The 14,348-nt window shown below is 64.3% G+C and carries 18 protein-coding genes; 1 reads left to right on the forward strand and 17 read right to left on the reverse strand.

Going from position 1 to position 14,348, the window contains the following annotated elements:
- Positions 1–20: 20 nt before the first annotated feature.
- From QP512_RS12015 to QP512_RS12060, 10 genes are all read right to left on the reverse strand, one after another.
- On the reverse strand, positions 21–758 hold the full coding sequence (locus QP512_RS12015) for a hypothetical protein (RefSeq protein WP_286068789.1): 738 nt from the start codon (positions 756–758) through the stop codon (positions 21–23).
- The gene (locus QP512_RS12020) at positions 758–1,147 is read right to left on the reverse strand and encodes a hypothetical protein (protein ID WP_286068790.1); all 390 of its coding nucleotides are present in this window, start codon (positions 1,145–1,147) and stop codon (positions 758–760) included. The genes QP512_RS12015 and QP512_RS12020 overlap by 1 nt, the downstream gene beginning before the upstream one ends.
- Positions 1,147–4,707, reverse strand: coding sequence for a host specificity protein J (locus QP512_RS12025; protein ID WP_286068792.1), 3,561 nt, complete (start codon positions 4,705–4,707; stop codon positions 1,147–1,149). Before QP512_RS12025 ends, QP512_RS12020 begins: the two co-directional genes overlap by 1 nt.
- A 2-nt stretch (positions 4,708–4,709) precedes the next feature.
- On the reverse strand, positions 4,710–5,321 hold the full coding sequence (locus QP512_RS12030; RefSeq protein ID WP_286068793.1) for a tail assembly protein: 612 nt from the start codon (positions 5,319–5,321) through the stop codon (positions 4,710–4,712).
- Positions 5,314–6,054 (reverse strand): C40 family peptidase, encoded by a 741-nt coding sequence (locus QP512_RS12035; protein WP_286068795.1) that lies wholly within the window; start codon positions 6,052–6,054, stop codon positions 5,314–5,316. Before QP512_RS12035 ends, QP512_RS12030 begins: the two co-directional genes overlap by 8 nt.
- 63 nt (positions 6,055–6,117) lie before the next feature.
- The gene (locus QP512_RS12040; protein ID WP_286068796.1) at positions 6,118–7,359 is read right to left on the reverse strand and encodes a phage minor tail protein L; all 1,242 of its coding nucleotides are present in this window, start codon (positions 7,357–7,359) and stop codon (positions 6,118–6,120) included.
- Positions 7,356–7,832, reverse strand: coding sequence for a hypothetical protein (locus QP512_RS12045; RefSeq protein ID WP_286068797.1), 477 nt, complete (start codon positions 7,830–7,832; stop codon positions 7,356–7,358). The genes QP512_RS12040 and QP512_RS12045 overlap by 4 nt, the downstream gene beginning before the upstream one ends.
- A 1-nt stretch (position 7,833) precedes the next feature.
- Complete coding sequence (locus QP512_RS12050; RefSeq protein WP_286068798.1) at positions 7,834–8,736, reverse strand: hypothetical protein; 903 nt, start codon at positions 8,734–8,736, stop codon at positions 7,834–7,836.
- A gap of 8 nt (positions 8,737–8,744) precedes the next feature.
- A complete protein-coding gene (locus QP512_RS12055; RefSeq protein WP_286068799.1) occupies positions 8,745–9,080 on the reverse strand; it encodes a phage tail protein in 336 nt (111 codons plus the stop codon).
- A complete protein-coding gene (locus QP512_RS12060) occupies positions 9,080–11,245 on the reverse strand; it encodes a phage tail tape measure protein (protein WP_286068800.1) in 2,166 nt (721 codons plus the stop codon). Before QP512_RS12060 ends, QP512_RS12055 begins: the two co-directional genes overlap by 1 nt.
- Here QP512_RS12060 and QP512_RS12065 point away from each other — a divergent pair.
- Positions 11,244–11,513: a hypothetical protein gene (locus QP512_RS12065; RefSeq protein ID WP_286068801.1), complete on the forward strand. Its 270-nt coding sequence runs from the start codon at positions 11,244–11,246 to the stop codon at positions 11,511–11,513. The two genes, QP512_RS12060 and QP512_RS12065, sit on opposite strands and share 2 nt — an antisense overlap.
- Here QP512_RS12065 and QP512_RS12070 read toward each other — a convergent pair.
- From QP512_RS12070 to QP512_RS12100, 7 genes are all read right to left on the reverse strand, one after another.
- Positions 11,510–11,866, reverse strand: a complete 357-nt coding sequence (locus tag QP512_RS12070) for a hypothetical protein (RefSeq protein WP_286068802.1) — start codon at positions 11,864–11,866, stop codon at positions 11,510–11,512. The two genes, QP512_RS12065 and QP512_RS12070, sit on opposite strands and share 4 nt — an antisense overlap.
- An 83-nt stretch (positions 11,867–11,949) precedes the next feature.
- A complete protein-coding gene (locus tag QP512_RS12075; protein WP_286068803.1) occupies positions 11,950–12,453 on the reverse strand; it encodes a phage tail tube protein in 504 nt (167 codons plus the stop codon).
- Positions 12,454–12,515: 62 nt separating this feature from the next.
- The gene (locus QP512_RS12080; protein ID WP_286068804.1) at positions 12,516–12,878 is read right to left on the reverse strand and encodes a DUF3168 domain-containing protein; all 363 of its coding nucleotides are present in this window, start codon (positions 12,876–12,878) and stop codon (positions 12,516–12,518) included.
- Positions 12,878–13,372 carry a hypothetical protein gene (locus QP512_RS12085; protein ID WP_286068805.1) on the reverse strand — a complete coding sequence of 165 codons (495 nt, stop codon included), beginning with the start codon at positions 13,370–13,372 and terminating at the stop codon, positions 12,878–12,880. The genes QP512_RS12080 and QP512_RS12085 overlap by 1 nt, the downstream gene beginning before the upstream one ends.
- On the reverse strand, positions 13,372–13,710 hold the full coding sequence (locus tag QP512_RS12090; RefSeq protein ID WP_286068806.1) for a phage head closure protein: 339 nt from the start codon (positions 13,708–13,710) through the stop codon (positions 13,372–13,374). Before QP512_RS12090 ends, QP512_RS12085 begins: the two co-directional genes overlap by 1 nt.
- Before the next feature lies 1 nt (position 13,711).
- Positions 13,712–14,056 carry a head-tail connector protein gene (locus tag QP512_RS12095; RefSeq protein WP_286068807.1) on the reverse strand — a complete coding sequence of 115 codons (345 nt, stop codon included), beginning with the start codon at positions 14,054–14,056 and terminating at the stop codon, positions 13,712–13,714.
- 2 nt (positions 14,057–14,058) lie between these two features.
- The gene (locus QP512_RS12100) at positions 14,059–14,301 is read right to left on the reverse strand and encodes a hypothetical protein (RefSeq protein ID WP_286068808.1); all 243 of its coding nucleotides are present in this window, start codon (positions 14,299–14,301) and stop codon (positions 14,059–14,061) included.
- Positions 14,302–14,348 lie beyond the last annotated feature (47 nt).

The following is a 14,348-nucleotide window of genomic DNA, read 5'->3' on the forward strand; positions in this document are numbered from 1 at the left end:
ATTCGGCCCTGACTGACTCTTCAACCAAACCCCAGCGGAACCTCGGTCAGGTCCACGATGAAGATCGTGGCGTTCTGCGGCCCCATCGTCACCCCGCCCACCGGGAAGGTGTTGGTGGTCAGGGTCTGCTGGACGGTCTGCAGCCGGGAGATGAAGATGCGGTTGTCGCTCGTCATGTGGAAGTAGTCGGCCGTCATCGTGCAGCGATCCTGCGACGACGAGCTGTAGTAGAACCGCGGTGACGGGATGGCGATGCCGATTTTTACGCCTGGGAAAAACTGGCCGATCTCTATGGGTGGCCCGGCCACCGACGGAAGTGCCACCACCTGCAGCACGCGAATGCCCTTCCGCCTGGAGTCGTAGAACACCGAGCCATCCTCGCCACGCATGCGCAGACCGACCGGCCCACTCGCCGCTCGCTCAGCGGCACTGAATGTGTAGTACTCCAGCGTCTTGTTCGGAGCCGCGTTGGAGGCGTACACGTCACATGTCACCCCGCTCTGCACCAGAGTGAATCCCGTATTGGTCGACACGGAATCGTTGATGTAGCGGCAAACATGGAGATTCGTTGTCCCGTTCGTTGATGCCAAGGCGCCGCGCGGAGACCATGATGCGAATGGCGGCGATCCGCCGGTTCCGCCGCCGGCGAAGGTTCCGGTATTGAGCGTTCCCGACTTGGCCAGCTGCAGGTTCCGATAGCCGGCCCCGATCTGGATCTGCCCGGTGCCTTGGTTCCGAATGCGTAGTCCGACGGCCATCAGCTGTAGATCCCGTAGTGAAGGGTGATGCCGCCGACCGTTTCTGTGGTGGGACGGCTCGGGAACGTCTCCATCCGGACGTGATAGTTCACCACGTCAGGATCCCAGTTCCAGCTGATGGTGTTGCCTGAGATCGTCACCGAAGGAACCAGCATCCCGTATGCAGACCGCTGCCCCTCACAGGTGAAGTAGTAGAAGGGCTCGCCACCAGAGAAGTCATTGACGACGAGCCCACCATTTGCCTGCGGCGGGGCCACCCACTTGTTGTTGGAGCTGACCGGGCTGTAGAGCGGGAACGTATATGACCCAATCATCTTCGACAGCTTGGTGGTGACCGAGGTCTCCACGTAGCCGTTCTCGTTCCTGACTCGAAGGCCGACGTCTGCCATTACAGCAACACTCCCAGTTCGACTGCGGGGACCCCGTTCTGGTAGTACACGTACACGCCCTGGTTCGTGATGTTCAGGCGGTAACCGCCGGCCACCGTCCCGTTGAACTCGAACCCGCCGCCTGCAGCCTTGTTGATTCGCCAGCCCGTCTGTCCCGGCGAATAGTCATCGGACTGGATCACCCCACTGATCTTCGCGTTGGTGATCGCCGCATCGGCAATCTTGGCGCTGGTGATCCACGCGGTGCCGATCAGCGCCTGGCTGATGAAGGTCTGACCGCCCTGAATCACAAAGGGTGACGTGATGTTCCCGTTCACCACGTTGATCACCGCGAATCGGTCTGCCTGGAACAGAATCTGGCTCTGGAAGCTGCCGTCTGGCTGGTTCTCGATGCCGATGCCCATCCCGGCGGCGTAGTACTGGCCATTGGCTGCGATTTGCAGCTTCAAGCTGTACGAAACGCTGATCTTGCCATCCAAGTCGACCAGTGCTTGGAATGTCTGCTGCCCCATCGCCTGAGTCTCGCCAACGCTGGCCTCAACCGTGTCCTGCCGGCGCGCCAAGGAATAGTCACCCTCCGCAATAACGGTCTGGATGGTGAGCGTTCCCGCGAACACCGTGGTGTCGCCTGCGCCCCAGTCGCTGTCGCCGGCGGCCTGCACGTCGAGCTGCGCGAACAGGCCATCCGTCTTCTGGCCAATGGCCTGCAGGCCGGTCTCTGGGTCGTTGACCTGCAGCTCCAGGATGTTCACCCGGCCGGCGACCGCGCCCGCCTGAGCGACCGCGTCGCCCACGTCCTTCCATTTCGTGCCCGGCGGCTCCTCATTGCCCGCGGCGCTGTCGTTCCACAGCCAGATCTTCCCGTTGTGGATTACGGTCTGGCCGGGGCTGTAGGTCGCACCTGCCTCCCAGATCAGCGGCACGATCTGGTCGATGCTCTCGATCTTGGCCAGCAGGTCCTGGCCCAGCGCGCTCTCGGTGATCCGTCCCGAGAGGTAGGCGTCGTAGTCCGACTGATTGGTGCTGGACTCGCCCATGACGCCAGCGCCCACCGGATACCAGGGACCGATGTTCCCGCTGCGATCGACCAGCCGGCCCCAGAAGTAGAACCGGGCGCCGGCGGCCAGGCCGTCCAGCTGCAGGCGGTTCTGCGGATAGGCGTAATCGCCCAGCTTTACCGCGTTTTCCCGGTTCGGGCCCGTGCCACGCCAGATCTCGGTGCGCTGGGTATCCGTCGCCCCCTGCGGGAAGCCCCAGGCCAGCGCGATGGCGAACGGCAGCGGTGTGGCCGTCAGCGAGGTCAGCGCCGGCGGCGGCGTAGTCTTGCCCTCGATGTTGGTCAGCGGGCTCAGCGCGGGCTGCGACACCGCGCCCACTGCATTGATCGCCCGCACACGCGCGAGGTACTGCCCGGTGTAGATGCCCGGAATATCGATGCTCTGGGTGGACACGCGGCCCGCCCGCACCCAGTCCAGGTCACCGCGCTTCCACTCCACGTCGTAGGCGATGGCCTTGTCGGCTTGATCCCACGCGATGGTCAGCACGTGGGTGGCGATGCCCTGGTCGATCACCGAATGCGAGGACAGGTGCACGTTTGCCGGCGGCGGCTGCACGCTCGGTGGAATGATGCTGATCGGCGGCTGCTCGATCCGCGTGCCGTCATCGATCGCCGCGAACTTGCCCGGCACGTGCTTCAGGCCGACCACGTCGTAGGTGATGCCGTCCTCACCGGTGATCGGGCGCTCGGTGATAGACATCACCCGGAACAGCTGCAGTGCCAGCTCGGACGATTCGATGGCCCAAACCGACTGGGCCACCGGCACGGTGGACCACGGCACCGTGACGCGCACCTCGTTGCCGGTGACCGACTGGATGGTGCGGGTCTCGGTAACGCCGCTGGGCAGCGTCGCATGGATCGTCTGCCCGGCAGCGGTCGCCTCCGGCACCCGATCCAGCACCAGCGCGCTGGCCGTGGCGCTGCGGATGCGCCCACCCATGCGCCGCCCTGCCCGGTCCGGATCGGCTACCCGGATGATGTCCCCGACGGTGACCCGCAGGGAATCCAGACCCACCGCGAAGGCAACCGTCTCGGTCTCCAGGTTCTCGCTGTAGAGGATGTGGTTGCCGATCCGCTGGGCCTGGCTGCGGCGGTCGCAGCCGAATGCGGTCACGCTGGTGCTGTTGATGCCGTAGCGGGCAATGCCGCTGCGCAGCTGCACCGTCTCAACCTTCTGTCGGCCGAAGTCGTCCGGATCCGTCCACGACACCTGGGCGACGGTATGCCGCGCCTTTCGCCCGGTGCCCTCGTAGGTGAAGCGCCCCTCCACCACGTTGGCCTGGGTGTAGGTGAACGTCGGATCCTTCGGCATGTCCGCCGAGGCGATCACCTGACCGGCCGCGTAGAAGCTGATGCCGCGGAAGATGGAAGCCATATCCTGCAGGACGCGGAAGGCATCGGCCTCGGTCTGCAGGTACAGGCTGCAGGTGAACCGCGGCTCCATCCCGCCCACGCCATCGCTGACCAGCTGGTCGCAGTAGCGCGCGATCGCGTACAGGTTCCACTTGTCGACGTAGGCCTGCGGGATCCGGTGGCCAAGGCCGAACCGGTCGTTGGTCACGATGTCGTAGAACACCCATGCCGGGTTGTTCGTCCATGCCGACTTGAACGTGCCATCCCACACGCCGGAATAGGTGTGGGTCAGCGGGTCGTAATTCGACGGCACCCGCACGATGCGGGCCCAGATGCGATAGGCCGTGCTCGGCTTGCCCTGGAACTGGCTGCCATCCACCTGGATCGCGGCAAGCGCGCAGTTCGGGTAGCGGAGCTTGGCGTCAATCACCTCGGTCAGGGATACGACCGTTGTGGTGTCCGCGATGGTGGCGCTGTTGGCGTTTGGGGTGAGGCGGCGAACGCGCACCTGCCACTGATTCCCGGCCGGAAGCTCGATGCGGTGGCTGCGCTGGTACTCGGTCGTGGTCTTGCCCGAGAACGCCGCGGTCAGCACCGTGTTGAACGGCCCGTTGTCCGTGGACAGGTCGATGGCGTAGTCGATGGCATAGCCCTCGGTGTCGCCGTTGTCGGTGTTCACCTTCTGGAGCTGCGGCACGGCCAGGCGCACCCGCACAGCTGACAGGCTGGCACCCGAAACGGTGCGGGTGACCGGCGTGTTGCTGCGCAGCTCCACGCCCACGCCCACCTCGTTCTCTACCGAGGGGAAGCCAGCGATGTGGGGTTGGTCCTGGGTGCCCGAGCGCGTCTCGATGCTGACGCCCTGGAAGTTGAACGTGCCGTCGGCGTTCTGCACCGGCACCTGGTCAAGGTAGATCGACTGATTTCCCGCGACCAGGCCACGGATCTCGCCCTCGCTGATCAGGTCGAGCACGCGCGCGAACGAGCGCGATCGCAGGGTGTCAGGACCTTCGACCGGCTCGCGCGACTTGCTCTGGCCCTTCTTGGCGCCAACCAGTTGCAGATGGCTGGGCTTGGCCGTGGTCAGCTCGTTGCGGATGGCGCCGACGATGGGCAGCTGGCGCATGACCGCCGCGCTCGGGTTGATCATGGTCACAGCTGGTCCTCCGCGTAGATGCCGCCACTGATGATTGCCGAGCCCACCATCAGGCCCTTGGTGTCGTGGCCGCCGTAGGCCAGCGGCACCGGGCCGCCAGCGGCCTGCGTGTTGACCGTGCCGTTCATGCTGTAGTTCGGCGTGTTCTCGGGCTTCTCCTTGCTGCCCACCGTCTTCGGTGGCGGCGCCAGCATCTGCGACACGCCGCCGAGCGTCAGCGCCATGCCCACGTTGGCCGCGGCCGACCACGCAGCCAGCGCGAAGCCGGTGGCGCCGATGCTCATGAAGGTGGCCACACCCCACAGCACGCCGCCCACGATGGTCTGCAGGGCGCCGCTCTTGGCGCCCATCAGGATCGGGGCGATGCGGATCACCTCGTCTCCAGGAGGATCCAGCAGCTGGTCGCGGCTCAGGTTCTCCGGACCGAGGAAGATCGCGAACCGAACGCCCTTCCCTTCAGCCTCCAGCAGGTACTGCTGAAAGCCGTCGAACAGGACGCCAAGCGCACGCACGGCCTCGGCAACGTTGGCCACGGCCAGCAGATGCTCGCGGCCGAAGCGCTTGCCCAGGACGCCATACAGGCGGATCTTGCGCAGGCGCTCAGTCATGGCGTGCCTCGCGGTGCCTGACGATGTAGCGGGTACGCTCTGCCCACATGCCGCCGTAGACGGTCTTCTCGGAGAGCCGGCCGTAGAGGTGGTGCAGCATCAAGTCGTCGCCCAGGTAGACGCCGGCGTGGTTCGGCACGGGCGAACGAACCTGCATCAGGATCATGTCGCCTCGCTGTGGCTCGCCGTCGATCAGCTCGAAGCCCTCGGCGCGCAGCCGGTCCAAGCTGTAGAGGTCCTGGCCGTTGTCCCACCAGTTGTCGTCGCGCTCGTACTGGCTGAGCGTGATGCCCAGCTCGCGCGCATAGAAGTCCCGCACCAAGCTGTAGCAGTCGAGGATGCCGTGGGCGAACTGGCGGCCCTCCAACGGGGCCAGGTAGCCGCATGGCTCGATGGACTGGATTTCGTGGCAGGCCGGGGCCTGGCCTGCCACCTGCCCCACGCTGACGATGTGCCACGGCAGGCCGCTGGCCTCGCACATGACCCGGTCGGCATCGGATGCAGCGGCAGACGCGTTCGGGTGGCTGTGCACGACGGCCAGCACCTCGCCCAGGTCCTCTGCGGCGGCATAGTCCTCGGCAGGCATGCGGAACTGGTCGGAGGGTTTGGCCGCGGCGTTGGTGCAGGCCACATAGATCTCGCCGTGGGCGCCGGCCACGACTAGGCCGCAGCACTCGCGCGGGTACTCGGCGATGGCGTGCGCCTGGATGGCCTGCAGAGTGGTCTGTTCCATGGATCGCTCACGAAAAAGCCCGCGCGAGGCGGGCTGTGGGTTTGCTGTCGATGTCCCGCTGGATCAGGTGCGAACCAGTCCCGAAGCTGGGAACCCGCCGTAGGGCAGCTCGTTGTTCTCTCCGAACCTGCGTTTGCAGCTGCGCACAAGGCCGGCGCACACGTCCTGTCCCGGATCACTCACGGGGTTGTCGTTGATATCGAAGTAGGCCGGCCCGGTATAGCTGCAGTAAGGCCCACGGTAGCCGCCGCGCAGTAGCCAGGTGCAGACGTTGGACATGATCTGCCGGCCTGGCAGCACCTCGCCGTTGAGGTCGATGGCAGTGGCCAGCTCGAACTCGACCATCTCCTTGGTCTCGGCCACCTTGCGCTCGATGAACCAGATCTCGTCCCGGAAGTGCTCGTTGGGATCGGCGGTGGGATTGCGGCCATCGTCAAGATTGGTGCCCGTGTACTGGTACTCCGTCACTTGCGTCCCAGCCTCGGCCTGAACATTGTCCACATCGAACCACTGTGTTGGCGTGTTGTTGCCATAAACGCGGACGAAAACCCTGCACGACGCTACGCTGGCCGGAATGTTCGAGAACGTGAAAGACTTGCGGGTGAAGTCGGCGGATCCAACAACCAAATCGCCACCGGCCGGCGTGCCAGGCCATCCGACCGTGGCGCCGGATGAGTCCAGAAGCTGGAGCTGAAAGAAGACTCGAGCCCCCACGCTTCCACGCACATAGGCTGACACCGTCAGGGGAACGCCCGGCTCAATGGCAATTGCGCTGCTGTAACCCTCGCAATAGCGATTGGCTGCGACGTTCTCCAAGGTCCAACGCCAAGCCCGTGTGCTGTTGGCCAGGTTCGACGGAACCAGAAGCCGCGTGAAACCTGTACCGCCAGATGAGGAAGCCAGCCAATTGGTTGGTGTGGTTGCCCCCGACGGTGCCAAGTCCATGCTGCTGTTCAGCAGTTTGTTCCGCAGCGGGGGGAAGTTCTTCCCATCCAGATACTTCACCAGAGTCTGCCGGCGGATGATCCGGGCTCCGACCAAGTCGCCGTACAGTTGGCACATGACCCCGATCCGGCCGTCGCCGTTGCCGACGCGCAGACGCGGCGCCGGCTGCTGATCGCTGGTGCGGGCGAAGCCGGTAGCCTCGATCGGCCATGCACCGTACTGCTGGCCCTGCCACCAGATCACGCCAGCCTGCAGGTGCTGGTGGAACCAGAGCTGGTCCGCGCCGATGCTGCTGGCATCCAGCTCAAAGACCGTCACACGGCCGCCGGGCTCCAGCTGCTGGACATCTGCGGTGATCATTCCAGCACCGCCGTTTCACCAGTGCCCAGCGGTAGCGACACCTCGTCAGGCCAGTTGAAGTCTTCCGGCTGCGGCAGCAGTGCCTGAACCTGCTCCCAAGTCTGGATACCGGCCGGAGGGGCCATCACCAGCTGCTCCAGTGCCTGGCTGATCGAATCGCGCCAGGCCACCATCGCGGTAGCCTCCAGCCGATAGCGTTCCACGCTGCTACCGATGTAGCTGCAGCACGACTCAATGCTGTCGTAGCGGCGCTTGGCGACCCAGCTGCTCATCCATGCCCAAGCACTCGCCCGGATGGCGGCGAAGTGCTCGGCGCTGTAGAGCTGATACGGCGGGGGCGCGGGATCCGGTCTGTTGCCAGCATCCAGCCAGTCCTGATACTGCCGTCCCTGCCAGGTGTCTGCATTGGTGGGGATCGTGGCGCCAGTCTCCAGGCACTTCACAAGGTTGGGATTCGTCGTCAGTTGGTACATGTCACAGCTCCGCGTCCAGGCCGACCTTGAAGATGAACGACCTACCAGCCACCTGTGCCGAGGCGAAGTTCACCTGGTAGATGCCAGCGCTGTCGTAGTCGATGGACTGATAAGCGACGTTCGCGATTCCGATCAGAAGGCCAGTGCTGGAGCTGGAGTCATTCGGATTGAAAGTTGTCATGGCTGGCTTGACTCGCATCGCCACGGGGAAAAACAGGCAGACGGTGGCCCGTGTTTCACCACCATTGGGAATGACCCCATACACAACACCCAGGTAGTTTGCTGAGGCGAAGGTTCCAGAACGCCAGTAGTAGCGCTGGCAGAGCAGCTGTTCGAGCGCGACTGGCCGGTGTTCGAAAGGCGTCGCGGCACTTCCGCGTTCGAGCTTCGGTCGACTGTAGGTGACACCGGTCGCGCTCAGCTGAACTGTCATGTTGCCGCTGCCGGACGGCGTGAGCGTCACGCCTCGACGCCCACTGCCGGCGGTGATCGTCCCTGTCGCCCCGCCAACACTCACGCTGATGCTGCCGCTCGGATTCTCCACGCTGATCGTCAACGGCTGCCCCCAGGCAAGCTGCGGCGCCTCTACGATCTGCTGCAGCGGTCCGCTGGTGTGGGTGAAAACACCCGTGGTCGCGTTGATGGTGACATTGCAGCCACCCGCGCCGGCCTTCCATCGGTCGTATCCATACGCTCCGGCCGACAGCGCGCCGCCAGCGAAAGCACGCTGGTTGATCGGCAAGCCACAGTTGATGAGCATGTTGCTGCCGCCCAGCGCTGCTACGCCGGTGACCATCCCATAAAGTTCGGCGTCGTTGGCATTGACCTTTTCGAAGGCAACCTTCGCCGGATCGCCCTTGTAGGTCCCATGGTCGGTTGTGGTGTCGATGATCTGGCGGGCCATGGCCTCTCCTACGGCTGGAACGTCTGTTCAAAGGTGGCCGTCAGCGTGTAAACGCCGTTGCCGTGTGGGGTCAGGGTGTAGGTCTTGCACAGGTAGTAGCCCTGCACGCCCAAGGGAGGCGTCCACAGGAACGACACGGCGCCTTTCCTCGCCCGCAGGAAAGCCAGCGCGGGGCCGATCTTGGATTCACGCCCAACCATCGAAACCGGCCACTGCTGGCTCTCGTTGTTGAGGCCGTCAGCAGATGTCTGCCGATAGCCATCGCCGAACCGCGCATCCTTGACTAGGAAGTCGCCGGTGCCAGTGATCTCCGTGCGAACGCACCAGGTGAATACATCGGCCATCAGCGGCCCCCTTGTCGGTACAGGAGGCCGCCAGGCCGCAGGTTGTCGACCGCCCAGCGGTTCATCCACTGGGTCAGGGACTGCTGCAGCTGCTGCCCCTGCGCACCAGAACCCTGCTGGCTGCTGCTGGTGCCATCCTGGGTAATCTTCAGCGTGGTGTTGAACACGTTGCCCGCGGCACCACCTCCGGCCATTGACGAGGCGGGCATGCCGGCCGTGATCGGGCGCACCGACCCGGCGTCGCCCGGGATCAGATAGGTCTTGCCGCCCTGGTCGAACAGCTCCGGCCTGCCACCCTCGCCCACGCGGTACATGCTTCCGGCAGCCACCGGGCCGCCACCTGCGCGGCCGCCCGAGGTTCCACCGATGGCACGACCGATCGCGTTGATCCAGCCTGATCCGCCGCCGGTGTAGCCGTTGGCCCAGCCGCCGACCAACTCGAAGATCTTGGACGCAGCCACCTGTGCGGCCATCTTTTGCAGGGTCTTGGCGAAGTTGGAAGCCATGCCCCCCAGGCCTTCGGAGAAGGGATCGAAGAGGAAGTCGGCAAAGGCGTCCTGCATGTTGCGGGCGGCCTGGTCGGCGTAGGCCGTCCACTGATTGAACTTGTCCTCGACCACCGAGCTGGAGTCGTCATCGATCCCGAACATGCCTTCGAAGGCATCGGCGAACTTCTGGGCACTCTCGGCCATGATCGAATCGGCCTCGTCGATGTTGCCGAGCATGTCCAGCAGCGACGCACTGGATCGGAGCGCGGCCTGCGCGGCTGCGTCGATGCCCTTCAGGCCACCCGACTGGATTTCGTAGTTGACCCGGCTCAGTTCGGAGCTGTCGCCGAACAGGGCAATCTGCCGCTCCAGCTGGTCGTTGGTAGACCGGTAGGAGTCCTGCAGCTTCTTCGCCTCCTTATCCTGCCGCGAGGCTGCTGCCGACTTCTTTTTCTCGCCCTCAGCCCAAGTGGCTTGCAGCTTAGATTCCCACTCCGCTGCCCGGCGAAGCTGCTCTGTCTGGTCCTTCGTCGCCTGAATCTCATCCGCGGTGGCCCGGGTGCGTCTACCGCGGGGACCGCTTCTCGCTCCATCGGGGATGCCTGATCCGCCGCCCTGCATCGATGCCCAGCCCTTGTCTGCATAGGCAGTGCCAGTCAGATAGTCCTTGGCGAAAGCGTCCCATCCGCCTCCCTGCGACCCGAAGAGACCGCTGTACTGACCGGTGGCGAGTCGGATCACAGCGTTTCCCTGCTTCTCGACTGCAACCAGGCCACCCCGCAGGCGGTCCAGCCAGCTCTCGACGACGCCGAAGATCTCAGCAGCCTTGCCGATCTCGCGAAAGGCCGAAGCGATCCCATGGGCGACATCGCGGACGCCGCCGCCCTCTTTAGAAACGTTAACCAGCTGCGTGGTCAGGTCGGTCAGGGTCGGCAACAGCTCGCTGGCCAACTGGGTAAACCAACCCTGTGTTGCCGCACGTAAGTCGTCTAGGCGGTCGTTGAACTCGGCCGCAGCCCCTGCGGTGTCCGAGTCGATGACGATACCGAGCGAACGCGCCCGTTCCTCCATGGTCCGCATGCCGTCGGCACCGAGACTGAGGAATTCCAGGAATTCCGAGCCGGACTTACCGAACAGCTGCATCGCCAGCGCGGTCTTCGTGGTCTCGTTGCTGATTCCAGCGAACCGATTCTGCACTTCGGGCAGCAGGTCCTCAAAGCTCCGAAGGTTCCCTGCCTGGTCCTTGACCGAGATCCCCAGTGCCTTGAACGTCTTGTCCGCGTCGCTGCCGGCCTTCGACGCATCGGCGATGTTCTTGCTGAACTTGGGAATGATGCCGACCAGCCCTTCCAGGTCCGAGCCTGTCATCTTGGCGGCGTAGCCCCAACCTGACAGCGTCTCCGTCGAGATGCTGAACCTGGCCGACAGTTCGTCGATGCGATCGGCAGCATTGATCGCATTGCTCAGGCCGGTGATCGCTGCGTCCACGCTCGCGAATGCAGCGATGGCACCGCCGATAACGCTGCCGATGGCGGTAAACCCGGCCACGATGCCCTTGCTGACACCCGCCGCAGTCTGGCCCATGGATTTCATGGACTTCTCGGCCCGCTGGGTGTCCGTAACGAACGACCCGGTTTTCATCAACAGGTCGATGACGATGGAGCCGGCAGTTGCCATGCGATCAGCCTCTCGGGGGTTTCAAGCCGAATGCTGCAAGGGTTCGCAGGTCGGCGTCGGGGAACTCATGGGCAACCGGCGTCGGCTGCAGGAAGTCGAGGTTCTTCTGGATCGACCCGCCAAAACTGGCGCCGATAAGCGCTGCTGGTCGGTGGTAGCGATGCAGATCGTCAAACGGGTACAGCTGATAGAACGCCAGCCATCGCTGAAATTCAGGCTCGGGCAGATCGTCGATCTCCCCGAGCGTCTTGCCGAGCGCGAGGCCTAGGATGCAGCTGAAGTACTCGCGTCCACGCTCGGCGATGACTTTTTTGCGTCTTCACCGATCCCGGCCACGGCCATGACGTGGGGGAACAGGTCGGTGAGGCCATTCGCCGTCAGGTTCTGCGACTCGGCTTCGCTCAGCACCAGCGTCCCGTCGGCGTCACACAGGCTGGCCGCTACCAGGCGCTGCATTGCAAAGCAGGTCTCGTCTTCGTTGCCGGAAGCTTCCGCCGCGCGCCAGCGGCGCATCTGGCCAGCGCTGACCTGGCGGAAGTGCACGGTCTCGCTCGTGCCGTCGCTGAATTTCACCTCGCGCGCGACCGGCGCATTGCTCGTCAGGATCTTGCTCTTGTCCATCAGCCGTTCTCAGTAGGTGGGGGCCGGATACGCGACGGCTGGGCGCGCAGAGCCGGACACCCCGAAGGTCTATGCGTGAGCCGTCAGGCCGAGTACGGCCCGTTCCAGTGGGGGACGACGCTGCCACTGCGCTGGATCGTCAGCGTGCCGCGCACGATCTCGTTGGTGGCGATGTCGATGTTCAGGTCCGCGACGTAGCCACGGAAGCCGATCGAGGTGCGCAGGGGCGATGCCGGGGGCACCAAGACATCGCCGGCGCCCAAGGTGGGCGCAGCTACGCCGTCGCTCAGGCCGATCAGCCAGTCGATGACCTCGCGCGATTCCTTCAGATCGAACAAGATCTGGTGCGACTGGCTGCGCGGGATGAAGTTGAACGGGACGCTGACCTGCCCCGGATTGCCCAGGCCGCCCTCGAACTCCTTGTCACCGACAGTGCTCAGGCAGGTGGATTCGATCTGTTCGGCAGCGCCGCCCAGGCCGGTGATGCCAGTCGGGCACTCGAACTTCAGGACCGAGGCGGTGCTGGAACTCAGCTTGTCCACGGTGAAGAGCTCGGACCCCTGGGTTTTGATGACGCCATCGGTCATTGCAAAGTCCTCTGGTCAAAGAAAAACCGCCTTTCGGCGGCTGTTGGGGTGATGCCAGCGGCTCAGCGCTGGTCGATGAAGTCGGCCTCCATGCCGACGCGGAAAAGTCCCGTGTCAGGGTCGCGGTTGTTGACCACAAGTCGATTGCAGATCAGTTCCGCATCGAGGGCAGCCCTCACGGCGGCTGCCAGCGCCTCCACTTGACCGTCGGCGTTAACGCCGCCGCAGTAGCAGTCGATCTGAACCATTGTGAAGTCACTAGTGGGCGCACTGCTGAGATTGTCGAAGGGCTGGCCAGAAATGATCTGCCAAGTGATGTAGGGCCTCTTCTCCGTCTGTTTGACGAACCCGTGCCGGCCGATTCGGTCACCGACGATCGCCTCGACAGCCGGCGTGTGTATAGTCCGGTACACCTTCGGGAACATCAGCGGCCTCCCCGGTTCTGCTGGGCCAGCTTCGCCACCAGGCGATCAATCCTCACGGTCAGATCGCCGACCACCAGGTTGATCGTTTCCTCGCCGCGCTCGTTCAACGTTCGACGGATGAATGAGCGCGCAGGCTGGTGCACCGATCCGTACTCCTTCAGCTGTGCCGACTTCAGAGTGCTGACCTGCTCACCCTTGCGGCCCGGATACATCCTCCGCTTGATCCGGACCAGATAGCGCTCGCCGTTGCCGTCGCTGGGCGCCTTACCGCGCGTGGCGATGATGTTCTGCGCCAGCAGGCCGGTGGACTCGTCGCCCGGTTCGAGCACTGCCTGCAGGTTCTGTCGTTCCTTGTCACGCAGAAACCGCGCGCCTTTGGCCAGCGCCTGCTTCACCGGCCCACCCTTCTTGCTCACGACCTCGGCCGGGAGGCTGCTCAGCGTCCGGATGATCCCGGGGATGCCTGTGATGTTTAACTCGACCTTCATGTTCACTACTGCCCGTCGTTGACGCCGACCGAAACCGGGATCGTGATGTACTCCAGCCCAGACACCTTGTCGGGCAGCAGGCCGGCAATGTTGAAGATCTCGCCGCGATGGACCAGGCGCATCGACGGCAGCAGACCGCCGCGGTAGCGCATGGTGATGCGTGCCGTGGCCGCCGATTGCGTCTGCCCTGACTGGATGAACTCTCGGGCGGACAGCGGCTCGATAGACGCCCATACGGTGGCCACGTCGACCCACGCCGTCTGCTCGACACCATCTCCGTCCCTGGTAGTCACCTGCTGCTGTATCAACACGCGGTGGCGGAGCTTTCCTGCCGGCAGGCTCATGTCAGACCCCGAGGCCGATGCGATACGGCCATAGCAGGCTGTGCGCGCCCATCGGGACTTGGATGGTCGCCCCGTCGCTGCCTTGCACGTCTTCACGCGTGCGGTACAGGTGCCCCATCATCAGGAGGATGGCCGCCCTGATTGAGTCGTTGGCCAGTATAGGATCGACGCCCGCCGTACCATCCAGGACTGCGGCAGCCATGGATTCAGTGTCTTTGAACACACGGCGATTGAGGAACTGCTGAGCCGCGCCTTCTGACGCGGTCCCATAAAGCTCCAATAGCGCGTCATCGTCCGTATCGACACGGCAATGTGCTCGGGCCTGTTCCAGAGTGATCAGCTCCATGGTCAGGCCCTGGGCTTGCCTTGCCGTGCCTTCCTGCCAGCTGGCTGTTCGCTCACGGCGTCGGCGGTTTGCCCAGCGACTTCAGTGTCAGCGGTTTCTTCCGTCACCGGATCCGGTTGTTCCGCCTGGGGCTGCTCGCTCACGGCGTCGGCGGAGCCGGTGTCGATGAAGTACTGTCCGCGGCTGCTGTCCATTCGAACGGTGGTGCCGGCCCGCGGGTCCGGCTCTTTGAACTTGATCAGCATGATCCTCTCCGAACCCGGCCTGCACTGTGGCAGGCCGGGATAGCCTG

The organism is Stenotrophomonas sp. 57, assembly GCF_030291075.1.
Taxonomy (GTDB): domain Bacteria; phylum Pseudomonadota; class Gammaproteobacteria; order Xanthomonadales; family Xanthomonadaceae; genus Stenotrophomonas.